Source organism: Rhizobium sp. AB2/73 (assembly GCF_020871915.1).
GTDB lineage: Bacteria > Pseudomonadota > Alphaproteobacteria > Rhizobiales > Rhizobiaceae > Rhizobium > Rhizobium dioscoreae.
Map to the genome: position 1 here is coordinate 573,911 of NZ_CP067073.1, position 24,294 is coordinate 598,204.

General features: G+C 58.9%; 19 protein-coding genes. 6 read left to right on the forward strand and 13 right to left on the reverse strand.

The window, feature by feature from the left end:
* Nucleotides 1-27: 27 nt before the first annotated feature.
* The gene (locus I8E17_RS28695) at nucleotides 28-1,656 is read right to left on the reverse strand and encodes a thiamine pyrophosphate-binding protein (RefSeq protein ID WP_112723800.1); all 1,629 of its coding nucleotides are present in this window, start codon (nucleotides 1,654-1,656) and stop codon (nucleotides 28-30) included.
* A gap of 288 nt (nucleotides 1,657-1,944) precedes the next feature.
* Nucleotides 1,945-2,277 carry a hypothetical protein gene (locus I8E17_RS28700; RefSeq protein ID WP_229002209.1) on the reverse strand — a complete coding sequence of 111 codons (333 nt, stop codon included), beginning with the start codon at nucleotides 2,275-2,277 and terminating at the stop codon, nucleotides 1,945-1,947.
* Between the two features lie 343 nt (nucleotides 2,278-2,620).
* Between I8E17_RS28700 and I8E17_RS28705 the strand changes: the two genes are divergently transcribed.
* The 4 genes from I8E17_RS28705 to I8E17_RS28720 all read left to right on the forward strand — a co-directional run bounded on the left by I8E17_RS28705 (nucleotide 2,621) and on the right by I8E17_RS28720 (nucleotide 9,400).
* Nucleotides 2,621-4,093, forward strand: a complete 1,473-nt coding sequence (locus I8E17_RS28705) for a nucleobase:cation symporter-2 family protein (protein WP_113367502.1) — start codon at nucleotides 2,621-2,623, stop codon at nucleotides 4,091-4,093.
* Between the two features lie 653 nt (nucleotides 4,094-4,746).
* Nucleotides 4,747-5,796, forward strand: a complete 1,050-nt coding sequence (locus I8E17_RS28710) for a porin (RefSeq protein ID WP_069615165.1) — start codon at nucleotides 4,747-4,749, stop codon at nucleotides 5,794-5,796.
* Nucleotides 5,797-6,215: 419 nt separating this feature from the next.
* Entirely contained in the window at nucleotides 6,216-8,312 is a 2,097-nt protein-coding gene (locus tag I8E17_RS28715) for a carboxy terminal-processing peptidase (protein ID WP_219511744.1), read from the forward strand.
* A gap of 503 nt (nucleotides 8,313-8,815) precedes the next feature.
* A complete protein-coding gene (locus I8E17_RS28720) occupies nucleotides 8,816-9,400 on the forward strand; it encodes a YigZ family protein (RefSeq protein ID WP_113367461.1) in 585 nt (194 codons plus the stop codon).
* Nucleotides 9,401-9,449: 49 nt separating this feature from the next.
* On the opposite strand, the gene I8E17_RS28725 is transcribed toward I8E17_RS28720, so the two are convergent.
* Nucleotides 9,450-10,739 carry an MFS transporter gene (locus tag I8E17_RS28725; RefSeq protein WP_113367462.1) on the reverse strand — a complete coding sequence of 430 codons (1,290 nt, stop codon included), beginning with the start codon at nucleotides 10,737-10,739 and terminating at the stop codon, nucleotides 9,450-9,452.
* A gap of 723 nt (nucleotides 10,740-11,462) precedes the next feature.
* On the opposite strand from I8E17_RS28725, the gene I8E17_RS28730 reads away from it, so the two are divergent.
* Nucleotides 11,463-13,022, forward strand: a complete 1,560-nt coding sequence (locus I8E17_RS28730) for a glycosyltransferase family 39 protein (RefSeq protein ID WP_113367464.1) — start codon at nucleotides 11,463-11,465, stop codon at nucleotides 13,020-13,022.
* A 72-nt stretch (nucleotides 13,023-13,094) separates the two neighbouring features.
* Here I8E17_RS28730 and I8E17_RS28735 read toward each other — a convergent pair whose 3' ends face one another.
* The 10 genes from I8E17_RS28735 to I8E17_RS28780 all read right to left on the reverse strand — a co-directional run bounded on the left by I8E17_RS28735 (nucleotide 13,095) and on the right by I8E17_RS28780 (nucleotide 21,937).
* Nucleotides 13,095-13,715, reverse strand: a complete 621-nt coding sequence (locus tag I8E17_RS28735; protein WP_069615263.1) for a YdeI/OmpD-associated family protein — start codon at nucleotides 13,713-13,715, stop codon at nucleotides 13,095-13,097.
* Nucleotides 13,716-13,841: 126 nt separating this feature from the next.
* Complete coding sequence (locus I8E17_RS28740) at nucleotides 13,842-14,273, reverse strand: SRPBCC domain-containing protein (protein ID WP_069615160.1); 432 nt, start codon at nucleotides 14,271-14,273, stop codon at nucleotides 13,842-13,844.
* Complete coding sequence (locus I8E17_RS28745; RefSeq protein WP_069615159.1) at nucleotides 14,270-14,593, reverse strand: metalloregulator ArsR/SmtB family transcription factor; 324 nt, start codon at nucleotides 14,591-14,593, stop codon at nucleotides 14,270-14,272. Before I8E17_RS28745 ends, I8E17_RS28740 begins: the two co-directional genes overlap by 4 nt.
* Nucleotides 14,594-14,677: 84 nt before the next feature.
* The gene (locus tag I8E17_RS28750; protein WP_069615158.1) at nucleotides 14,678-15,475 is read right to left on the reverse strand and encodes a glycerophosphodiester phosphodiesterase family protein; all 798 of its coding nucleotides are present in this window, start codon (nucleotides 15,473-15,475) and stop codon (nucleotides 14,678-14,680) included.
* Between the two features lie 37 nt (nucleotides 15,476-15,512).
* Nucleotides 15,513-16,319, reverse strand: coding sequence for an ABC transporter permease (locus I8E17_RS28755; RefSeq protein WP_229002211.1), 807 nt, complete (start codon nucleotides 16,317-16,319; stop codon nucleotides 15,513-15,515).
* A 108-nt stretch (nucleotides 16,320-16,427) separates the two neighbouring features.
* On the reverse strand, nucleotides 16,428-17,354 hold the full coding sequence (locus I8E17_RS28760; protein ID WP_069615156.1) for an ABC transporter permease: 927 nt from the start codon (nucleotides 17,352-17,354) through the stop codon (nucleotides 16,428-16,430).
* A gap of 11 nt (nucleotides 17,355-17,365) precedes the next feature.
* Nucleotides 17,366-18,229: an ATP-binding cassette domain-containing protein gene (locus I8E17_RS28765; protein WP_113367503.1), complete on the reverse strand. Its 864-nt coding sequence runs from the start codon at nucleotides 18,227-18,229 to the stop codon at nucleotides 17,366-17,368.
* On the reverse strand, nucleotides 18,222-19,190 hold the full coding sequence (locus I8E17_RS28770) for an ABC transporter ATP-binding protein (protein ID WP_069615155.1): 969 nt from the start codon (nucleotides 19,188-19,190) through the stop codon (nucleotides 18,222-18,224). Before I8E17_RS28770 ends, I8E17_RS28765 begins: the two co-directional genes overlap by 8 nt.
* Nucleotides 19,191-19,200: 10 nt before the next feature.
* Nucleotides 19,201-20,808 (reverse strand): ABC transporter substrate-binding protein, encoded by a 1,608-nt coding sequence (locus I8E17_RS28775; protein ID WP_069615154.1) that lies wholly within the window; start codon nucleotides 20,806-20,808, stop codon nucleotides 19,201-19,203.
* 82 nt (nucleotides 20,809-20,890) lie between these two features.
* On the reverse strand, nucleotides 20,891-21,937 hold the full coding sequence (locus I8E17_RS28780) for a LacI family DNA-binding transcriptional regulator (protein WP_229002212.1): 1,047 nt from the start codon (nucleotides 21,935-21,937) through the stop codon (nucleotides 20,891-20,893).
* A gap of 390 nt (nucleotides 21,938-22,327) precedes the next feature.
* Between I8E17_RS28780 and I8E17_RS28785 the strand changes: the two genes are divergently transcribed.
* Entirely contained in the window at nucleotides 22,328-24,061 is a 1,734-nt protein-coding gene (locus I8E17_RS28785; protein ID WP_113367465.1) for a phospholipase D-like domain-containing protein, read from the forward strand.
* Nucleotides 24,062-24,294: the final 233 nt, after the last annotated feature.

The following is a 24,294-nucleotide window of genomic DNA, read 5'->3' on the forward strand; positions in this document are numbered from 1 at the left end:
TTGCCTTTCGACCCTCACAGGAGATCGTCAGATGCGCATCCGTGGCACATCGTTGGGATCGAGGCGCAGCTCGATCAGCACCGGGCGGCTACGATTCCTGATGGCGTCCAGAGCCCCTTCAAGCTCGTGAGCCGAGCTGACCGCAACGCCGTGTCCGCCGAGCGCGGTCGCGACCTCGGCAAAGGAAGGCCAGTTGAACTGGGTTAGCCCCGGATCCATGCTGCGATCACGAAACTGGATATGTTCGGCCCCGTAGGCGGAATCATTGCAGACGATGACGATCAAGTCCTGCCCGAGGCGCACGGCGGTATTGAACTCGTTGACGCCGCTCATCATGAAACCGCCATCTCCGGTGAAAAGCGCCACCGGTCGATCCGGCGCGGCGACGCTTGCGCCAATCGCTTCCTGCAATCCCAGACCGATCGAGCCGAAATTTGCCGTCACGACGAAGCTCCGCGGGTCGCTGACGGAAATCCGGCACCAGACCTCGGTCATGAAACGCCCACCGTCGGTCACAAGCACTCGGTTCTTCGGCAAGGCCTTTTCCAGCTCTTCGAGCGCCCAGATGTAATTCACATATCCCGCGCTCGTCTTGCCGCGCTGATCGCGTGGATGGGTGGTCAGCGATGGGACATCCAGTTCTTGCGTGAAGCCGCTCGGCGGAATTTCAGCCGCATCCAGCCAATGGACGAAATTGTCCGCCGTCAGGCCTGAATCGGCCACCAAGGCCGCATCCGGATGAATGTTCTTGCCGATCGCGCGCGCATCCATATCGATCTGGACGACGCGCTTGCCCTTCAGGAGCTTGCCCCTGTCGGTGGTGAAATCATGCAGTCCCGCTCCGAAGCAGATCAGGCAATCCGTCCTGGCGATCAGGTCATAGGCGGCAGGGGTGCTGAGCGTGCCGAAAATGTCCATATTATAAGGATGCCCACCGAAGAGCCCCTTTGCTTTCAAGGTCGTCGCAAGCGGAGCCTCCAGCCGGTCCGCCAGGCGGATAAGCTGATCGCGCGCAGCGCAAGCCCCGCCGCCCGCGAGGATGAGCGGACGCTTTGCAGAGGCAATTATGCCAATGGCCCTGTCCAACCCATCTCCTTCAGGCACATATCCGGGAGCATCGAAGACTTCAAACACGGCCCGCATGTGGGCCTGCTCGCACCACATGAAATCGGCCGGCATGTTCAAGACGATCGGGCGCCGCTCGACTCTCGCACGATAGAAAGCGCGGGCAACGTCCCACGTTGCCGTTTCTGGCGAGCGCATCTGCTCGAAGCCGGCGCCGGTGGCCTTGACCACCTCGCGCTGGTCGATGCTTTGCAGATGGTGCGGGTTGACGACCGGCGTGTCACCCGCCAGGAGCACCATGGGGATGGAACCGCGGGCACCTTCGGTGAGCGCGGTGACGCAATTGGTCAAAGCCGGACCGTGAGTCACGCTGGCCACACCGACCTTTCCGGAGACATGGGCATAGGCGAGCGCCATAAGGACCGAGCTTCCCTCATGGGCCGCCGGCACGAAGCGGCCGCCGCATCCGCGTACATAGTGGTCGATCATGAAGAGGTTGGCATCCCCCATGAGGCCGAACATCGTGCCGGCATCGTGATCGCAAACCGCACGTGCAATCGACTGGTACACATAGATCGCATTTTCGGCCATCTTGGGTATTTTCCCTCCCGCAGCGCCTCAAATCACTGATGCTCAGAATATCAGCAAGAGCGTGCAAAAGGCGCGCAAGTTCCAGATAGAAACCCTATCGCCGCGCAAGGTAATTTCACAAATCGGAAAGGAATGCACGATACGTGCACGAACTCATCCAGGGTACATCGTGCCATCAAAATCCGCCATCTCCCCGGAAGATAGAGGCGGTTCCAGAACGCGAGATATTAAGGGGACCAAATGATTTTGTCCCAATTCTGCGGCCGCCGACGAGGCAGGCCAACTCTCCTATCGGGAAAGATGGAGGTTTTCGCCCGCAAGTTTCTGCTTGGTGTCGTCAAGCTTATTATAACCTGCCTGTATGATATCGATATCGGCTGCATGACCGACGCCGGCCAATTTATAAAGCACATCGCCAACAGCTATATCCACGCGTGGCTTGTTCTGCGAATAGACTTTCTCGATGATCGGCTGGATTGCATCCAAGGCGCCGCCGGCAGCGAAATAGAGCTCCAGAGCTCGATATAAAAACGCATCCCGGCGATCGTTCAAATCCAGCAGCGACTCGTGCCCGACGCTCGAAGCCAATAACCTGACTGCCTTGTTTTGATATTCGCTCATTATACCCCACCCAAATCTTCCGAATGATACTCGAGCCCGAAAATAGACTATATGTTTCTGCCCATGTATTCTTTCGCGAGACTGAACCGGCCTCAATGGCCGCATCGTCACTTGTGTCGACGCGAGCGGATATAAAATCGCTGCTCCGTCTCGGCTGCACGGGGCCTTCCCACCTTCCGACTCCACCAGCGAAAGAGCGCGGCCCGCCAACCAGACCAGCGCGGGCATGGCCTTCCGGTAAGGTGTTTCGCATTTTTCTATAAAGTCATGAGACGGCACACACCGTAACGTGCAACGCTCGTTTGGAGGAAACGAGAAACGCAAAGGTATGGAGGAGATTACCTTGGCAATAGCAGCAGAGGAAAATACCGCACGCCCGGCCCCCGAAGATGAAAAGCTCAGCCTTGGCGCCAATCTGGCCTATGGCCTTCAACATGTCCTGACCATGTATGGTGGCATCGTTGCCGTTCCGTTGATCATCGGCCAGGCATCGGGCCTGACACCTCCCGACGTCGGTCTGCTCGTGACCGCATCGCTGTTTGCCGGCGGTCTCGCGACCATCCTGCAGACGATCGGAATACCGTTCTTCGGCAGCCGTCTCCCCCTGGTGCAGGGCGTATCCTTTTCCGGCGTCGCGACGATGATTGCCATTACCGGACATGGGGGCATCCAGGCCGTTCTCGGCGCAGTCATTGCGGCGTCCTTCATCGGGCTCCTCATCACGCCCGTCTTTTCACGCATCACCCGTTTCTTTCCGCCGATCGTCACCGGCATCGTCATCACCACCATTGGGTTGACGCTGATGCCGGTCGCGGCGGGCTGGGCGATGGGCGGCAACAGGAGCGCGCCGGATTTCGGCAGCCGGGCCAATATCCTGCTTGCGGCGGTAACGCTCGTGATCGTGCTGCTGCTCAGCAAGTTGGGTAGTGCCGCCATATCAAGACTATCGATCCTGCTCGCCATCATGATCGGGACGGGGATCGCCTATGCGGCCGGCATAGCGGACTTCTCGCGGGTGACGAGCGGTCCCTTCGTCGCGCTGCCGCAGATCTTCCATTTCGGCTATCCCGTGTTCGATACCGCGGCGATCATCTCGATGTGCATCGTCATCATGGTGACGCTGGTCGAAACCTCGGCGGATATCCTCGCCGTCGGCGAGATCGTCGGCACCAAGGTCGATGCGCGCCGGCTCGGCAACGGCCTGCGTGCCGATATGCTTTCCAGCATCCTCGCCCCGGTCGTCGGCTCCTTCACGCAGAGCGCCTTTGCCCAGAATGTCGGCCTCGTGGCCGTGACCGGCATCAAGAGCCGATTTGTCGTGGCGACCGGCGGCCTCTTTCTCGTCGCTCTCGGCTTGCTGCCGATCGTCGGCCGCATCGTCGCCGCCGTTCCGAGTTCCGTCCTCGGAGGAGCAGGCCTCGTCCTGTTCGGGACCGTCGCGGCAAGCGGTATCCGCACGCTCGCCAAGGTCGACTATGAGAACAACATGAACCTCATCATCGTGGCGACCTCGATCGGCTTCGGCATGATCCCGATCGCCTCACCCGGCTTCTACGAACATTTTCCCGCATGGGTCATCACCATCTTCCACTCCGGCATCAGCTCGGCGGCATTGATGGCGATCGCGCTGAACCTCCTGTTCAATCACCTGACGACCGGAAACTCGGATCAGCAATCGGTCTTCGTCGCGGGAACGGAACGCCTGATCCGCTATCAGGACATTGCCAGCCTGCATGACGGCGATTATTTCCTGAACGGCAAGCTTTACGACGCCAATGGCGCGGAAGTTCCATTGGTTTCCGCAGAAGCCCATTAAAAACGGGGGGACTTGCTTCGGCGGCTGCAAATCATTGCGCACGGCTGAGTCCGCCTGCCAAACCCATAGACTGGCGGCCCCGCAATTGCGCCGGTCTCGTAACCCAGCCATTTGGCCGGGGGGACATCTGCTGCTGAAGCAATGCCCGAGTCCGCAAGTGGCCTGCGCTAAGTTCGGCTCAAGGCGCGCTGCCGAGCAGCACTTCCCCTCTCCACCCGTAGATTGGCAGGTCGTAAACCACGATCTCCGATCCCTCCGCAATTCATCTAACTGACTTGAGTAAGATTGAGTCAGGATTCGCGCTACACGCATCCCTCAGTAATTATTGTATAGTTTGTATTCTTTACTTATTATTTTTGCGACATTCTCGATTAGTGACATACATTTCGTACGTTTATTGCGTATAGATCTCTAACATACTTCACATACATACTAAGGTCGCGTGATTTTATGGTGTATTTTTGCATCTTTGACGAATTTATGACGGTAATTACTTTATAACTTCAAATTATTCTATTCCGATGCATCAAAACCCCCGCTAGCGTGCCAGCACGAAAGTCTTTCGGGCTTTCGGTAAGAGGGAACACCGAATTGATGAACGTGGCGGAAGACCTCCGGCTGCGTTCCGATCCGGCAAATCGATTGGAGAAAAAATGAATATCAAGAGCCTTCTTCTCGGCTCCGCTGCTGCCCTGGCAGCAGTATCCGGTGCTCACGCGGCTGACGCGATCGTCGCAGCCGAGCCGGAGCCGCTGGAATACGTCCGCATCTGCGACGCATACGGCGCAGGTTACTTCTTCATCCCGGGCACCGAAACCTGCCTCAAGATCGGCGGTAAGGTTCGTACCGAAGGTAAGTGGTACGACGCCTACGACCCAGACACTCACTTTGGCACTCTCTGGCACACTCGTGCCGAGCTGCAGCTGCAGACGGCAACCGACACCGAATACGGCCCGCTGAAAACCAACACCGAGCTGCGTTGGGACTGGAACGACGGCGGCGCTACGGCTACCAACCTGCTGCACGCCAGCATCAGCCTCGGTGGCTTCACCGTTGGTAAGGAAGACTCGCAGTTCAACGTCTTCACCGGTTACGCCGGCGACGTCATCAACGACGACGTGATCGCCGACGGCCCGTACGAACTGAACCAGATCACCTACAACTACGACGCCGGCAACGGCTTCACGGCTGTGATCTCGCTCGAAGACAGCAACTCTGGCCCGGGTGCCACGGGTGCAAACGGCGAAGACAGCCACAACCATTACGCTCCGGACGTGGTCGCCGGTGCTGGTTACAAGGCCGGCGCATGGAGCTTCAAGCTCGTTGGTGGTTACGACTCGATCGTCGAAGAAGGCGCCATCAAGGCTCGCGTAGACGCTGACTTCGGCGTATTCTCGGCCTTCTTGATGGGCGCCTGGAACACTGACGGCGACAAGTTGAACAAGTATGCGCCTGGCGATTCGATCGGCCAGAGCTGGGGCGACTGGGCTGTTTGGGGTGGCGTTGGCGTTCCGGTCAACGAAAAGCTGAAGTGGAACCTGCAGCTCGCCTACACCGACAACAAGACCTTCTCGGCAACGACGAACGTCAAGTGGAAGCCTGTTAAGAACCTGCTCATCGAGCCGGAAGTCACCTACACCAACTGGGACTCCATCAATCAGGACCAGTGGGCTGGCATTCTCCGCTTCGAGCGTACGTTCTAATCTGATCTGAACTAGACCTCCGATCAGAGACGGAAGAAGACCTGGTTTCCCTCCAGGTCTTCTTCTATTTTATTGCAGCTGTATTCGGGCGGTCATTCCAGACCGCATGGCCGGCAAGCCCGATTGCCCGATCGGATGGGGTGTCGATCATCAATGGGCTGATCCGACGATGATTCCGCCGGGCCTATGACGGCGGTGCCACCGAACGGCTCGCGTGGCGCCCCTGACATTTGAAGGTTGACTTCGGCGCCCGTAGCTTCGCTTTTGTCGATCTGCCGACGACAGTCACATTCGCTTCACGCAAATGTTTCGAGAATCTTTCTCGGAGGAAAGCATCTGTCTGGTTGCCAAAAAACCATAATTGTTCCACCTAGATTATAGATTGAACATTTAACGATTGAGAATCGGGCCAAGACTTGATGCGTATGAAATATGGTTTCCTCTGCCTGTTCCTGGCATTTGCCTCATCGGCATATGCTCTGGAAGCCGGTTCACCGCCAGTTTTGACGCCGCTGCCGCAGCAGGCGCAGGCCGCGCATTTGACAGCGCAATTTCTGCAGCGCTTCCACTATAAGCCGGTTCCACTGGACGACGTCCTCTCCGCCAGGATCATGAATCGCTTCATCAAGTCCCTCGACCCGGACCGGCTCATCTTCCTGCAGAGCGATATCGACAAGTTCATGGCGGGCAGCACCAAGATCGATGACGCCATCAATCAGGAAGACTTGAATATCCCGTTTTCCATTTTCAATGTGTACGAGCAGCGCGTCGTCGATCGCATGACCTATGCGCGCAGCCTGCTCAATCAGAAGCTGGACTTTGCCACCAAGGAAGACTACGCGCTCCTGCGCGACAAGGAGCCTTGGCCGCAAACCGAGGCGGAAAGCAACGATCTCTGGCGCAAACGCGTCAAGAACGACTGGCTGCGCCTCAAGCTCGCCGGCAAGGATGATGCCGCCATTCGCGATACGCTTGACAAGCGCTATGAAAACTCTCTCGAGCGCGCGTATAAATACAAGAGCGACGATGTCTTCCAGACATTCATGGACGCCTATACGACGTCGGTCGATCCACATACCGACTATTTCGGCGCGACCGCCTCGGCCGAATTCGATATTTCCATGAAGCTCTCTCTGGTCGGTATCGGCGCGGTGCTGCAGGAAAGGGATGATTACACCACGATCCGCGAACTGGTCGCGGGCGGCCCGGCGCAACTCTCCGGCAAGCTCGCGGTCGGCGATCGCATCATCGGTGTCGGTCAAGGCGAAACCGGTCCTATAAAGGAAGTCGTCGGCACGCGACTCGATGAAATCGTGCAGATGATACGCGGCGCTAAGGGTTCGGTCGTGCGCCTTGATATTTTGCCCGCCGACGCCGGGCCGGATGGCAAGCATCACGTCATCAGTCTCGTCCGTGACAAGATCAGCCTCGACAAGCAGGCTGCCAAGCAGACGATCCTGTCGGTAAAGGATGGCAATACGACGCGCAGGATCGGGGTGATCACTCTGCCGGCTTTCTATGAAGATTTCGAAGCCCGGCGCAAGGGCGACAAAGATTACCGCAGCGCCAGCCGCGACGTCGCCAAGCTTCTCGGCGAGTTGAAGCAGGAGAAGGTCGACGGTGTCCTGATCGACTTGCGCAACAATGGCGGCGGCTCGCTGGCCGAAGCGATTGACCTGACGGGCCTGTTCGTCGGCAAGGGTCCCGTCGTCCAGCAGCGCGATGCAGGCGGCGAGGTGGAGGTCGAGAGCGATGATCTTGCCGCTCCGGCCTGGACCGGCCCGGTCGGCGTGCTGATCAATCGCGGCTCGGCATCGGCCTCCGAGATTTTCGCGGCGGCGATCCAGGATTACGGTCGCGGCGTGATCATCGGCGAACCGAGCTTCGGCAAGGGCACGGTGCAGACCGTGGTCAATCTCGATCAGGTGGCCCACAATCAGAAACCGAAATTCGGCGCGCTGAAACTGACGGTCGCTCAATTCTTCCGCGTCAACGGCGGTACGACGCAGTTGCGCGGCGTGACGCCGGATATCAGCCTGCCGGGACTTGCCGACCTCAAGACCTTCGGCGAATCCAGCTACGACAACGCGCTGCCTTGGACACAGGTAAAGCCGGCGAATTACAAGCCCTGGGGTGACATCCAGGCGCTGCTACCGCAGCTGCAGGGTCGCCATGACGCGCGAGTGAAGGATGATCCGGAATACCAGCGCTTCGTGGAAGACGTCACCACGCTGAAGGAGCAGCGCGACAAGAAGGTCATCTCTCTCAACGAAACCGAGCGCCGCAACGAGCTGACCGCCCAGGCAAACCGCATCAAGGCGCGCGGACAGGCCAATGACGGCATCGATACCGGCGAGGATGATGGCCTGCAGGCCAACGAGCGCAGCCTGAGCGCCGATATCGCCATCGAAAAGGCCCGCAAGAACGCAAAGGATATCCTGCAGAACGAGGCTGCCTCCATCGTTGCCGACGAGGCGGATCTGCAGGCCGGCACGTCGAGGGCCGCGGCAAAATAGTCGCGAAGTCACATCGTGTCGCTCACGGCCGAGGAATCGACGTCGCCGCCATGACGTCGACCACCACCTCGCCGGCTGTGGGTGCATAAGACTCGCAGCTAAAGCAAAATGCCAAAAAGTGTGGATGACTTTTGGGCGCGTCCGCTATATCTGCTTGATTTTAAAGAGAATTCTCGTTTTTCGTTGGACAGACCTGAATTCATCTGCCTGCGGTGCCTCAGCTACGTTTCAGCTACCCGTTATAAGCTATGTGCGTGCGATACTTGCGCCCCCAACAAAGTTTCGCACGAGGCGCCGATAAGGCTCTCTGCTCTGCCTCATGCCCATGAGGCAGAGCTTTCCCGCCTTGACCACGCTCAACGAGTTCCGGCTACGCCATTGAAGGCCTTGGAAACTCTCGCGGCTATCCTCATCCAATTCATTTTGTCCCACGCCACCTCATGTCTCTCGGGAGAGCGGCAACTGCCTCTTCGCAGAGTGCACGAAATTGGCTAAGAGGCCCTATGTTTGAGCTTGTTTCTATCGCCACCGCCAATCAGGAAATCAAGCGAAGCCGGTTCGTTGCGACGGCCGGTCCGATTGCCGATAGCGAGGCAGCAAAGGTGTTTGTCGCACAGCACTCGGTCACGGATGCCAATCACAATTGCTGGGCCTGGCGTATCGGACAAACCTATCGCTTCAGCGATGATGGCGAACCGGGCGGAACCGCCGGCAAGCCGATCCTCCAGGCAATCGACGGCTTCGAATTGGATATGGTGGTCGTCGTCGTGACACGCTGGTTCGGCGGCACTCTATTGGGTGCTGGCGGGCTGATCCGCGCTTATGGCGGCACCGCCGCACTATGTCTGCAAGGCGCGGAGAAGAGAGAAATACTCCCAACCGTCGCGGCAACGATCGATGTGCAGTTTTCAAATCTCGCTCTGGTGAAAGCGAAACTTCTGGCAGAGGCAGGCGTGCGGCTTGTGGAGGAACGCTTCACCGAATCCGGAGCCGTGCTCGGTGTGACCATAGCCGCCACGATGGTCGAACGGGTCGTTGACAATATTCAGGATCTCACAAGCGGCCGAGCAACCGTAAAGTTGGACTGATCGGGGGATCGCGCTCTCGAAGCCTTGTGACGGAGCGGCGATAAGCAAATCAATCGCCGGAGAACACCACGCCCTGAGGCTGCCCCGGTACGGAAGCGGCTACGCGCAGCACGCCATGAAACCCGACCCAAAGCGCAATCGACCCGAGTGCAAAACTGCCGAGGATCATGAACATCGTGCCATAGCCGATCTCCTGCGCCAGCCAGCCGCCGATCGCCGGGCTCAGGGATGCGCCGACCCCTTGCATCGTCATGACGACGCCCTGACCGACATTGATGCGGCCGGTTTCGTTCAGGATGCGGGCAACGAGCGTCGGTACGGCAACGCTTTGCAGGCCCGCGCCGATGCCATCGAGAACCTGAACGGGATAGACACCCCAGGATGTAATCAGATGCGCCGCCACGAAGCCGCGGATCGGCAAGGAGATAAACGAAACCAACAGCACGAGCCACTGCCCTCTCCTTTCCGCCATATGCATCGCGAGCAAGGAGGTGATGATCATCGTGCCCTGCGCCACCACCACGGTCAGGGCAACAAAGCCAGCGGGATCGGCGCGACCGGCAGAGACGACAGCCAGCCCGAACAACGGCAACATCGCGCCGTTGCCGAGATGGAACAGCGCAAGCGCACCCGCCAGGATCAGCAGCGGCTTCGACTCGGCGAGTACTTTAAAACCGCTCGGTTTTCGGTGTCTGGGAGGCTCCATCTCCCCCACCGGACCAAGGGCGGCAAGGGTAGCGCCACGCGCTTCGTCATCGTCGATCGCATCGGCCGGGATCATTAGCACGGAAATGATGGTCAGCACGCCGAACACGGCCGACAACCAGAACACGGCAGTCAGCCCGAACATCCAGCCGAGCCATCCCGACAGCCCGGCGCCAACGAGGTTGCCGGCATGATTGAATGCCTGATTGTAACCATTCTGCCGATTGAAGCCCGCCTGCCGGACAATGCCGAGCGTGATGCCATTGAGGGCAGGCCCGATCGCGGCGCCGGCAATAGCGGTCGCAACCTGCGACAGGGCCACGACCCAGAAGAGCTGCGAGACCAATATGATCATGGAGGCGAGGACCGTGCAGATGCCGAGCACGATCACGCATGTGCGCTTATGCGTCGTCTCATCGATGAAGGCTCCGGCAGGCGCCATCATCACCATCCCCGCAATCCCGCCGATCGTCATGACGGAGCCGATCGACCCGCTTTGCCAGCCATGGGCGACGAGGAAAACCCCAAGGAAGGGTCCAATGCCCGCCTGAACATCGGCCATGAAGAAATTCAGAAATCCAAGTGGGATGAGAGCTTGGGCTTGCTGCTGGTCGTTTCGGGATGGACGCGACAAATGACAACCACATGGTTCCTGAAATCGTCAGATGAAAAGCGCTGGATGGCAAAAGGTTCCCTTCTGTTAGAGATTGACGCCCTAGGCTCGCGGTCCCAGCTCCTGTGGCGAAATCAATCTTGCCGTCGGTGTTTATCCGACATTGAAGCAGCCGAACCATCGCGATCTCGATAGCACGCTGCCGTTCGAGGAAAGCTTCGCCTGTCTCGTAGACAAAAAAGAGAAGGATTCGGAGGGAAAGCCGAATCCTTCTCGTCTTGATCGGAGGTCAACCGATCGGGGTGGGCAGCCTCATCGGATTGGAACGACGGGCTGCTGCTACCGACACAGTGTGTCGGATTGTGGCGGACTCGGAGTTTAAAAACGCCTCCTCGCCCAAGCTTGGTTCCTATATACATACATTCGGTATGTTTGACAACAAGTTCAATGCGGATTAAGGCGGCAACTGGAAAAAATTCTTGTTCGCACGTGTCGCGGCATTCATATTCCCGCAGCCACCGGCGGTTATCTGAGCAGGCGGATTCGCCCGGCGTCACACGGGAGCGCTGAACGCAAAGAACGACGAGGATGCTTTGACGACCTGGCTACCGAAGGAATAATATCTGGTAAATCAGATCTGCCCTCGAGATGCCGCCCCCTGAAATCTTACTGAAAACGATTGTGTCGCCGCGACATCTATGACATGGCGCCTGCGACGATAGTGGCAATCGCTGGGAGAGCCGGATGAACTTTCTGGGAAAAGACAGGTTTGCGGGCGCGCATCCGCAGGCTGCGTCCATCGACAGCAGCTCACCCTCCGAATATTGGTGGGTACCGGGAAGCCTGGCCATATATTTCATCGTCCAGGCAGCCATCCGCATCGCCATCTCCAGCTCGCTGCGGATCGACGAAGCACAGCAGTTTCTCGTCGGCCAATGGCTCGCCTGGGGTTATGACGCCCAGCCACCGCTCTACAACTGGATTCAGTACGGCATCTTCGAAATCTTCGGCACGAGCGTCGCATCGCTCGTCATCGTGAAGAATCTCCTGCTTTTCCTCGTCTATCTCGCCTATTACAAGCTTTTGCGATTGCTTGTGGCCGACAAAAGCCTGGCGGCGGTCGGGACGCTGTCGCTCTTGACGATGCCGCAGATGTTTTGGCAGGCGCAGAGAGACCTGACGCATACGGTCGGCACCCTCCTTGCGGTGCTCATGTTGATCTATTTCGTCGTCGTAACCATTCGTCGCCCGACGCTGATCTCCTACGCCTTGATCGGCCTATGGGCCGGGCTTGGCATGCTGACGAAATACAATTTCGCTCTGGTGATTGGCAGCGTTGTCATAGCAACCTTCTTGCATCCGGTCGGGCGAAAAAGGCTCATCGACTGGCGCCTTTTGCTAACGCTGGCGATCGCCGTTCTCGTGTTCCTGCCCCACGCGATATGGATGGTGTCCAACATGGACCGGGTCCTGGCAACGACGGTCCACACCATGTCGGAGCAAGGCTCCGGCGGAAAACTTTCCGACATCGGTTTCGGACTTCTAGAACTTATCAAAACCAGCGTCGCGATCGTTGCCCCTACGTGCGTGATCTTTCTTCTGTTCTTCCGTCAATCATTCCTGCGTTCGCTGCGTGCCAGAAGCGAGTGGAGCGATTTCGTCGGAAGGATACTTTTAAGCACCTTCGCGATCCTGCTGATCTTGATACTGGTAATCACGCTCACGGAGTTTCGTGACCGCTGGCTGCTCCCCTTCCTGTTTCTGCTGCCGGCCTACTTCTGTTTGAAGCTCGATGCAGCGGGACAGCACAGCCAAGCCGATATTAAGAAATTCCTTTACGTACCTATCGTCATGATGATTGCGCTGCCTCTGATCATAGCCGGGGGTGTCCTTTTTGCGCGGTTTTTCCATTCTTATGAGCACCTGAACGCGCCCTATGCCACCTTCGTGGACAAAGTCGTTACCGCAGAAGGAAAACAACACTCGGTAGTCGTGACGACGACCTGGCTCAAGGCCGGCAATCTGCGTGTGAACATGCCGCACACATCGGTCATATCGACGGAATATCCAGCGTCTGATCTCAGCCCGCAGGCCATAGGAGATGGACCGGTCCTGTTGGTTTGGAACGAGCGGGACGGACATCAATCAACCATGCCGAATGCACTCCAGCAATGGCTCACGTCGAAATACGGAACGGGGGTAGAGTTGCCGCCGCAACAGGATGTCGCCCTTCCGTATTACTACGGCAGGGAGCCGGATCGCTATCACTTCGGCTATGCTTGGTATTATCCCAAACCGAACTGACTTGAGATTGCGCAACGGTTCGATCTCATCGGCGGATGAGACGATCGAGTAGCAGGAGAGATCAATTGCCGGCTAGCGCTCCAGCGCGCCCTTTCCGGCGAGAATATGATTGCGAAACTTCGCAATTCGCGCGGTCCGCGTTTCGGACTTCTTCACCGAGCCGAGGTTGATCACATAGCTTTTCTTTCGCCCCGGCGTCAGATCATGGAAAGCCTCCGCCAATTCGGGATCGGAATCCAGCGCCTCGATCAGCTCGTCAGGCAATTCGATATCGCTTTGCTCTTTCGGCGGCTTGATGCCGGCCTCGGCATAACCCATTGCCTCCTTCAGATAAGATCGGATGACGGGCTCCATTTTCGCCACGGCGTCATTGCTCACAAAGCGGATCATATCGGGATGCCGGGTATTCTGCCCTTGCTTTTCGAGCACGCCCTCAGGGTCCTTCATCAGTGCCGCGTTGAAGAAAGTGAGGCGAAAATTGCCACGAAAGGCACCGATGATCACGATGTTGCGTCCCTCATGCATGTAGCACGGATGAGCCCACTTCACCGTCTCGACGAGCCCCGCCTCCAGGCAGATTCGGCGCAGTTCGTTCAGACCGTCAATCCACAGCCTCGTCGAACAGTCCGGCGTCGCAAAGCGTTCGCAACGTCCGCATCCCTTGGTAAAGAAGTCCTCGATATCGGTAATCATGTCCTCATCCACTTCATATTCCGGCTATCTGAAGCATCGACACCGTCAGCTCGAGCAAGGCGTGGTGAAAGCAAGCGGCCGGACCATGCCCGCATGATTGTATTCCGGGCTTGCCAGCAATGGGTCTCACTTCAATTCTACCAGCACCTGTTCTAGTCTTTCGAGGAACTGCCGCCATCCCGCCTTGGCACCGCCATAGGCCTGCTTCTGGTCCGGTCGGAAGCCGATCTGCTCCATGCGCAGATGCGTTCCCTTGTCCGTTTGCGTGAGCGTGAAGGTCACAACGCTCTTCAGATCGAAAGCCGGATCATCATGTGCGAAATTCCATCGATAGGACAGCCTGGCGTTCGGCTCGACGACGAGCACTTCGCAATCCAGGACGCCACCCCAATCGCCACGAAAGCTAAACCGATGTCCCAGGATGGGAACGAAGTCGTTCTTCATCAACCACTCTGCGATCAGATGCGACTGTGTGAGTGCATGCCAGACCTTTGCCGGCGGATGCGCAATTTCGCGCTCAACGACCACAGCGCGTATCTCGCCCGATGCCGCTTTCATTGATCCATCCGATCAAGCAAGTCTTCGAGATGATCGAACTTGTCTTCCCAGAAACCGGCCATTTCGCTCGCCCAGTCAAGCAACGGCGCAAGAGCATTTCGTTGCGCGCTATAATGCGTCTGGCGTCCTTCGTGCCGGTCGCATACCAGCCCCGCATGCTTCAGAACGGCAAGATGCTTTGAAACGCCCGGCTGGGAGACACCGGCATAAGCCGTAAGCGCGACGACGGTCTGATCACCGTCACGGCACAATCGCTCGAATATCGCCCGCCGCGTCGGATCGGCGAGCGCTCGGAAAATGGGATCATGGGCGTTTGCCATACCGATTCATAACTCTGTGGCTATTGATTAGATCAATAGCTGACGAGCTATGAATAAGTCAAGCGCCGATCGGCGGCGCTATTCTCAGGCGCTCGTGCTCAGCATGCGGAGGAAATCCACATCGTCACCGATAAGAGCATCGACCAGCCGGTCCCTGACGCAGCTGCGGATCATGGGAAGCAGGTCGCGGCCACCCTGCCAGAACATGGCAAGCTTTTCCGGCAGCGGCAGACTCAGACGCACTGCAATGCCGGCCTCCTGCAGCGCCTCTGCGTCGGTGCGGTGAAAGCGGTTCAATTCCAGCGAGACGCCATCAATGCCGCCGGCACGCATCGAGGCGACGATGTCTACCGGACGATGGTGGAGGATCGCTTCCGTCTGCAGGCGCGGTTCGAGCTCTTTCACCCGCCGCAGATCGATATGATCAAAGGAGGATATGGCGACATGGTCAAACGCGTCGAGTTCTCGCAGTGTCGCGATCATGATATCGATGAGGCGCTCGGCACGCTCCGGCTCCTTCATTTCGATCGCTAGGCGGGTATCCGTTTGCTTTGCCCACAGCAGTGTATCGGCAAGCGTCGGCACGCGGGTCCCGGCGAAGCGCGGATCGAATTTCGCGCCGGCATCGAGCGAAAGAATGTGCTGGAGATCGTGATCGGCAACGAAGCCGAAGCCGTTGGTCGTGCGATCAAGCGTTCTGTCGTGAATCACGACGATCTGGTCGTCGCGCGTCAGCATGAGGTCGATTTCGCACTCGTTGGCGCCTGCGTTCACACCTGCCTGGAAGGCGAGAATAGTGTTTTCCGGGAAGCGCCGGCTGAAGCCGCGATGAGCGGCGATGCGGAGCGAACCATGGCGAGCGGCGTGAAGGGGCAAAGGCAATGCAAGTCTCCTTGGAGTCGGTTCTTTAGGGGGCAAGCTAGTGAAGTGTCGGATCGAGAACGTCGCGCAGATAATCGCCGATCAGGCTGATCGATAGCGACAGGATGAAGATCACGATGCCGGGCAGGATGGCGATCCACCATTCGGTCATCACATAGTCGCGGCCCGCGCCCACCATGCTGCCGAGGGTGACGAGCGGCGGCTGGATGCCGAGGCCCAAAAAGCTCAACGCCGATTCCTGCAACAGGATTTCAGGCAGGACAATCGTCAGATTGACGAGGACAACAGAGAGCGTGTTGGGCAAAACATGCTGGAAGGCGATGCGTGCCGTTCCGGCGCCGTTGCGCCTCAGTGCTGCGACGTAGCCCCGCTCCAGCTCCAGCCCCGCCATGGCCCGCACCAGCCGCGCGTAGCGTTCCCAGCCATAGAGGCCGAGCAACGCCATGAAAAGCCAGAGATTATCGCCAAAGAAGGCGAGGACAGCGAGGGCAATGATGAGGAACGGCATCGAGGCCTGAAAATCGACGGCGACGCGGATCAGCATATCGGCAAATCCGCGCCCGAAAGCGGCAAGCAGCCCAAGCACGGTGCCCAGCGCCAGGCTGATCGCTGACGCGCCAAGCGCGATCAGCAGGCTGGTTCGCAATCCATAGAAGATGCGGCTTAGAATATCGCGGCCAAGCTCGTCCGTGCCGAGAATGTGCTTGAACGAGCCGCCGAACAGGATCGGCGGCGCCTTGCGGGCATGAAGATCGATCTGTGCGAAACCATGAGGCGCAAGCACATTGGCGAAGATGGCGACTATGATGAAGGTCACGAGAACAATGGCGCAAATGGCCGTCATCAAATCGAACCGAAGCCTGGGTTGAAAAGATCGCTCCGATCTGGTTTTGCGAGGAACGTCGGCGCCGGTCGCTGCATTCGCCATGGTTTTACCTTTCGAGACGGCCGATCAGGCCGATGCGCGATGCCGCAGACGCGGATCAGCGAGAATGTAGAGACAATCGATCATGAGATTGGCCGTCACCATCGTCGCCGTGATGAGCAGGACGATGGTCTGCACGATGTTCAGATCGCGCTGCGCAACGGAGGAGACGAGAAAGCGGCCGACACCCGGCCAGGCGTAAACGCTCTCGACCACGGCCGCGCCGCCGATCATGCCACCAACAAGGAAGCCAAGCATGGTCAGGAGCGGCAAGGCCGCGTTCGGCATGATATGCCGCCACAAAAGGGCGCTTTCGCCGATGCGCTTGGCGCGCGCCGCCAATATGAAACGCTGGCCCAGGACCTCCAGCACGCTGGAGCGGACGAAGCGGGCGATAATACCGGCATTGTAGAGACCAATGACCAGAACGGGCATGACGAGATGCGCCATCGTCGATCCCCCGCCGCTCGGCAGGATCCGCAGGGAGACGGCGAAAAGCTGGATGAGCAGGATGGCGATCAGGAAGTTCGGAAGTGAATGCATCAGCACCGCAAGCGCCATGACAAGGCGGTCGATCAGTCCGCCGCGGTTGCGCGCGGCCAGAATGCCGAAGGGTACGCCGGCGCCAAACGCCAATATAAGGCCAGCGCCCATCAATTCGAGCGTCGCCGGGACTTTCGACAGAACCAGCGTCAGCGCATCCTGTCCATTCAATAGCGACGTGCCGAAATCGCCGTGCAGGAGGTGGCCGAGATAGGAGAAGTATTGAATGTAGAGCGGCTGATCGAGACCCCATTGCTGCCGCATCAGCGCCACGACTTCCGGCGGTGTCTCGATCGGCAAAAGGGAATGCAGCGGGTCGCCGCTGACGCGCAGGATAACGAAGGTGAAGGTCATCGCCAGGAACAGGGTCACGAGTGCTCGCAGAAGCGCCCGCAGGATGGATTGAAGCATGACCTGTTCCTTCAGAGTGTTTCGAGCATGGCCGCTGCCTGCCGTACCCTGCCGCGCCGCCCGCGAGGAACAGCCGACAGGAGCTTGGCGGTATAGGGGTGGGCCGGGTTTGCGAAGACTTCCTCTGTCGGGCCGGTTTCCACGATCTGGCCAGCCTCCATGATCGCGACGCGGTGCGAGACATGACGGACCACGCGCACGTCATGGCTGATGAAAAGCAGCGATAGGCCGCGTGCCCGCTGCAATTCGAGTAGAAGGTTGAGCACCTGGGCCTGCACGGAAACGTCGAGCGCCGAAACCGGCTCATCGCAGAGTAGAATTTGCGGTTCGACCACGAGGGCACGGGCGATGGCGACGCGCTGACGCTGGCCGCCGGAGAGCTGATGGGGAAATTTCTGCAAGGCGGAGACCGGCAAGCTGACGGCCTTGAATGTCTCCGCCGCACGATCGAGCCGGCTTGCCGGATAACCTATGCCATGAATTGTCAGCGTCTCCACCATCTGATGGCCGACGCTCCGGCGCGGGTCGAGCGCACCCATCGTATCCTGCGAAATGACCTGCAGATGCTTTGCCAGACCACGCCGGTTCGGTTTCATCAGGTTTTTGAAGGGCTGACCGAACAGCGTGATTTCGCCTGATGTTGGCATGCGATCGCCGCAGAGCAAGGACGCAAGCGTGGACTTGCCACAACCGGATTCGCCGACAAGACCCAGCGTTTCCCCTGGTCTCAATTCCAGGCTCACATCCTTGATCGCGTGAAATCCCTTTGCGCGTCCCGGCCAAAGGGAAAAACCCGGAGCATAGGAAAATTGCAGATCGCGGGCGGCAAGTGCAATTCTCGTCTCTGAATTGGCGGCGATTTGCTTCTCAGGCATCATGGGCACTCCATGGATTGAAGCAGGCAAGCGCCGCCGCGCCGGCAATCAACGGCGGAACCATCGTCGCGCAATTCGGCTCCGCGCGCGGACAACGGGGTGCGAAGGCGCAGGCCTGCGGCAGGTCATCATGCAATTTCAGTTCGCCGGGAATGTCCGCAAGCTTCTCCAGCGGCCTGCCCCGTCCGGGCATGGCCTCCAGCAACAGGCGCGTATAGGGATGGCGCGGATTGTCGTAGAGATCATCCGTGCGATTGATCTCGACCAGGGAGCCCGCATACATGACCGCGATACGGTCGCAGACCTCCGCGACGAGATCGAGATCGTGGCTGATGAAGATCATGGGGATGCCACGCTCGCGCACTGCCTTGACGAGGAGAGCGACGACCTGCGCCTGCACCGTGACGTCAAGCGCTGTCGTGGGTTCGTCGGCGATAATCAATCGCGGCTGCATGGCGAGCGCCGTGGCGATCATCACGCGCTGGCACATGCCGCCGGAAAATTGCGCGGGATAGGCATTGTAGCGTGTCTCGGGTTGCGGAATGGAGACCTCGGTCAGAAGCCGGAGCGCCTCGTCCCTGGCTTCCCTTGTCGACATGCCGGCGCTGACAGCCGCCTCGGCGATCTGGGAGCCGATCGTGCGAACCGGATCGAGGCAGGAAACAGGCTCCTGAAAGATCAGCCCGATCGGCGGCAGCTTCACTCTTGAGCGCGGACCGAGCTCGGCCGCGTCGTACATGGCGTCCTGGAAGGAAATATAGCCCGTGGCACTGGCGCTCGGCCCAAGAAGACCCGCAAGTGCAAGACAGGTGAGGCTCTTTCCCGATCCGCTCTCTCCGACAATGCCGAGGATCTCACCCTCGGCAAGGTCGAAAGATACGTTATTGACGGGATGAAACCGTCCGGCGCCCGTTCTGAACGAGACACTCAAATTGTCGACCGAAAGAACGGGCGTCGCCATGATCGGCCGCTCAGCTCTTCTGCTCTTCGAAGGAAAGATTGCCCGCGCCGAGATCCATTTGGAAGGCCGGCAGAGGTTGCCACTTGATGCCCTTGCGGATGCCGAAGAAGACAGCGTTCTGATGCAGGACGGTGACGCCCGGATCTTCCCATTCGATCAGATGCAGCATGTCGCGGAAGATCTTGGCGCGGTCGGCCGGATCGACGGCCTGCTCCATCTTGGCGCCGAGCGCATCGAAATCGGGATTCTGCCAGATCTTGAACGAGCTCAGGTTGCCGGCGGAGCTGAACTGCGTGAAGAAGGAGATATAGGGGTCGGGAACCTGGCCGGTGCTCGACCAGTTGCCGGTCGCGCGGGTTGGCGAGTTCTCAAACAGCTTGCCGGATTCCACGAACTTCATCTTGGCGTTGACGCCGACAGCCTGCCACATGGCGACAACCGCCTGCGTCACCGGGTTTTCCGCCGTGTAATAATTGTTCTGCGAGCGGATCTCGATCTCCTCGCCATTGTAGCCGGCATCCTTCAGGAGCTGCATCGCGCGATCGGGATCGTACTGATAGGCCGGATAATCCTTGAGATAGACAGGACCGTAGAGCTCGAACTGCAGCCCGTTCGGCACTTTCGTGCGGCCGTTCCAGATTGTGTCGACGATCGCCTGGCGATCGATGGCGAGGATGAGTGCCTGGCGAACGCGCGGGTCCTTCAGCGCCGGATTGTTCTTGTCGAAGAACAGGATGCGGTTGTTCGGCACCGGGCCGCCGACGATCTCGTGATCTGTGCTGGCGGTAACAACCGAGAGCTGGTCCGGCGGCAGGTCCGTCGCAATGTCATAGTCGCCGGCCAGCAGGCCGGCAATGCGCGAGGATACCTCCGGCACGATGCGCAAGGTCACGCGCTTGGCCGCCGGCTTGCCGCGATAGGCTTGATCGTGAGCGGCGAGAACGACGCTCTCATTGGCCGTATAGCTTTCGACCTTATAGGGGCCGGCGCCGACAGGTTTCTGCCGCCAGGTCGTCCAGTTGCCGCCGTTTTTCTGCCAGGCATCCTTGCTGATGACGACAGCCGCATAAGATGCAAGGCGCTGCAGGAAGATCGGGTCCTGGAACTTGGTGACGAAGCGGACGGTCAGAGGATCGACCACCTCGACACGGTCGAGGCTGGTGAAATTGGTGCGATAGGTCGGGTAGCCCGGCGCGTCCTTGTTCAGGAGCCGCTCAGGCCCAAAGGAGAAGGCGACATCCTCGGCGGTCATCTCGCGGCCATCATGGAAGATCACACCGGGACGCAGCTTCATTTCGAGTACGGTCGGCGAAATCCAGGTCCAGGACGTCGCGAGATTGGGCTTCACCGAGAAATCGCCGCGCATGTCGAGCGCGAGCACAGTCTCGTGGATGGAATAGTTGTTGCGGAAAGCGACGTTGCTGGCGGCATCGACGGGCTCCTGCGAGACCGGATTCATCTGAACGGCGATATGAAGCTCCGGCCTTTTATCGGCGTTTTCATCAGCGGAAGCTGACAGCGCCGGGATGAAGGCGGAGAGGCCGGCGGCAGCTCCCATAAGAAGGGTCGTACGACGGGTAACCGGGCTGTTGAGGCCGGTGAGCAGAAATTCGGACATCGGCACACTCTCCTATTAAAGCTTTGCACAAACGTTTGCGCACATAAAAAACGGCCACTTGCGTTCAGAACCACCGTTTCTTTTACGCAAGGGAGAATGGCCGCAAGCTAGGCGAGCTCGATGACGCACGTATGACAAGTTCAGGAGTAACGAACCGGATCGGACGCTTTTCAACGCGCAGATCCGCCGGAAGATTTGAAAGCTCAATCAGAAGATCAAGCGATGCTTCGCACAGTGCATCCGTCGGCTGTGCGACCGTCGTCAGGGGCGGGGCCCAATAGGCGGTGTCGGGCACGTTGTCATAGCCGACGACGGAAATATCGGCAGGAATTCGCAGACCGAGATCGCGCAGGAAGGCGACGACTTCGATCGCAAGCCCGTCGCTGCCACAGATCAGCGCCGTCGGACATTGCGGCGATGTCAAGAGATCTGCAAAGAGCTTGCGGTCGCGCTCGCCCTTCTCAAAGGAAATGACGTCGCCGACAATCAAGCCTGCTCTGCCGGCAACGGCGTCCTGGAATATCGACAGGCGATCGCGAAGGGCGCTGCGGCTGACGCGGTAGACGAAGGAAATGCGGCGGTGGCCGAGCTCCACAAGGTGATCAAACAGCAGTCTAATGCCCTGCCTGTCGTCGGTGAGAACCGCGGGAAGCGGCCCTGTCAGCCCCGCGCCAAGCGTCACATGTGCCTTGCCCATGAGATCAAGGTGATCGCAGAGTGCCTGCTGGCCCGGAAGGTCGCTGACCATGATGACGCCATCGAAGAAATCCTGCTGAAACAAACGCAGCTGGCCAGCAATCTCGCCGGCGTCCGCTTTAGCCTGCGCGACCAGCAGTTCCACGCCACGGCGCTGTGCCACGATTTGGAGGCGACTTGTCAGATGCGGCTGATAATGGCCGGAGAGGCTATTGACGATCGCCCCGAAGACGCCGGTCTTGTGCGTCCGAAGCGATGTTGCCAGACGGTTGACGACATAGCCGACGCTGCTTGCCGTTGCCCTGACCCGCTCCTGCGTCTCCAGGCTGATGCGGCTGTCAGCCTGGCCGTTCAGGACGCGGGATACCGTCGTCGCGGACACGCCAGCCAGCCGGGCGACGTCCAGAATGCCTATTCTTTTGGGTGCTTTCATACGGTCTGCCGAAATTTTTCGCGCCGCGCCGCACCGGCGCCAGGAGGTTCCGAGACTCTTGCCTCAGTTGCCTCGAGACGCAAGATCACATTTCGACTTGCAGAGAAATTTTCATAGGCGACTATGGAATCACCAATTCCACTGCTGCTTTAAAAGCTGCTGAATCAGGAATGGCATTATGCCCATTTTTAGAGCCCACAGAGCAATTCATGAGATCGTCACGGCTGTGACGCAAAGTGGGATAAAGCCACTCAACTGGCCAGACGACCAGATCGGCGCGCCGCTCGCCTGACACACCCGACCAAGTCCCGCGGCGATCAAAGCGTCAGCACTTATCTCATGCCTGGCAGCAATCGTAGCAACTGGAGCAATCATCGAGGGAGAGGTCCAATGAACATTAGTCTGATCGTGCATCCCGGTGTGGATAGCGCTCTTATTGCCTGGCGCAGCGACTTCATCGACCAGTGCCGTGGCTTTGCCTTGCGGCGGAAGATCAAGCGGGCGGCGGGAAGCCCGCAAAGCCCGAATACGATCTCCGATGTCGAGCCCGACGGCTTTCACGAGGAGATCGTCGCGAGTTGGGTCGGCTTCGCCGACGGGCCGCCCGTCGAGGAAGGCACGCGCAAGCCGACGACGGAATGGCCGATCCAGAAATATCTCTGGTCCGATTTCGCCGTCAATCCGGGCGATGTCGTCGCCTACCGCGTCTCCGCCATGATCGGGCCTGAGACGGCATTGCAGGAATCGGCCGATCATGTATCGGACTGGAGCGATGCCGTGCAGATCGGGGCCGAAACCACCGGGCATGTCAGCTGCTATTTCAACCGGGGCATCATCGCCAGCCAATGGCTTGCCCGCCTATTGCCGGAAGAGGCTCCCACCACCAAACTCAAGAAGGCCATCGCCAACCCGGAGGACCCGATCCGCCAGTTCCTTGCAGGGCCGATCCGCGACAAGCTGGTATCGCTCCTAAGCGATATCAGGTCGAATGGCGGCCATATCTACGCTGCCCTGTTCGAGCTGGACGATCCTGAGCTTATTGCGCTGCTGCAGGGTTTCAAGAAACGCGCCCATATCGTGCTCGGAAATGGCAGCGTCAAGAAAAAGGGAGAGGACGAAAACGAGGAGGCCCGATCCGACCTGTCTTCCTGTGATGTCAGGGATCGCATGAGCGCGCCGCGGGCATTGGCGCACAATAAGTTCCTCGTCATCTGCGGCGCCGACAAATCGCCACAGTCCGTATGGACCGGCAGCACGAACTGGACAATGACCGGCCTTTGCACCCAGGCCAATAATGCGCTTCTGATCGACAACCCGGCCGTGGCGCAATTCTATCTCGATCAGTGGAAGACGCTGGCCGCCGACGGCAACGATTCCCCGCCCGCCCTCTATCAAAGCAATGCCGAGCCCCGAACAACGCCGAAAGCCAAGAATACGACGGTCTGGTTCACGCCCATGCGCGAAGGGTTAGATCTAGAACAGGCAGGCGAGCTGATCCGTGGCGCCCAGCAGGGCATCCTGTTCGCCATGTTCAATCCCGGGCCTCGCGGTACACTTCTCAACGACATCATCGAGCTTGCGTCTCCGTCGAGCCCTTCGTTCAAGCCCGATCTCTACATCCAGGGCGTGGTCAACCAGAATCCGGGTACGGCAAAGAACCCTGTGGTGCTGTTCAACAGAAGCGAGCGGATCGACGCCAATGCCGACGTCGTCCTGCCTGCCGCCATCCCCGGCCGTTTCGCCTATTGGCAGAAGGAAGTTCTGAAGCTGCCGACGGCTCACGCCATGGTCCATAGCAAGGTCGTCATCGTCGATCCATATGGTCCCGATCCCGTCGTCATGACCGGCTCCCACAATATGGGACCCAAGGCCAGCGGCGTGAACGATGAGAACCTGGTGATCATTACCGGCAACGGCGATCTTGCCAGCCAGTATGCCGGCAAGATCATGGAAATCTACGCCCAGTATCGCTGGCGGCAATCCGTGCAGAAACAGGGCGGCGCGCCCAAGTGGACCGGTCTAGCCAATGATGACGACTGGCAGATCAAATCGCCGGATCAACCCTATGACAAGCGTCGCATACGCGAGCTCGACTTCTGGTTCGGCAAAAATGACAACAACTGAGATCTGATGCGCAGCAACCCCGGATCGCAGCAAACCTGCCGCGATCCTGCTTGCGGGGATGGCTCGACTTTTTCGTGCATGTGTAATGCCGACGCAATCTTCGGCTTCTAGTGGCTTGGCAACAATCTGGATTTCCGAATGTTGCTCCGCTACTCCCCTCCCATGCTTCTCCTTATCGGCGCTTGGCGCTTACGGCGTGGCCTTTCGTCGTCGTCAAAACCCATAGGGACGGA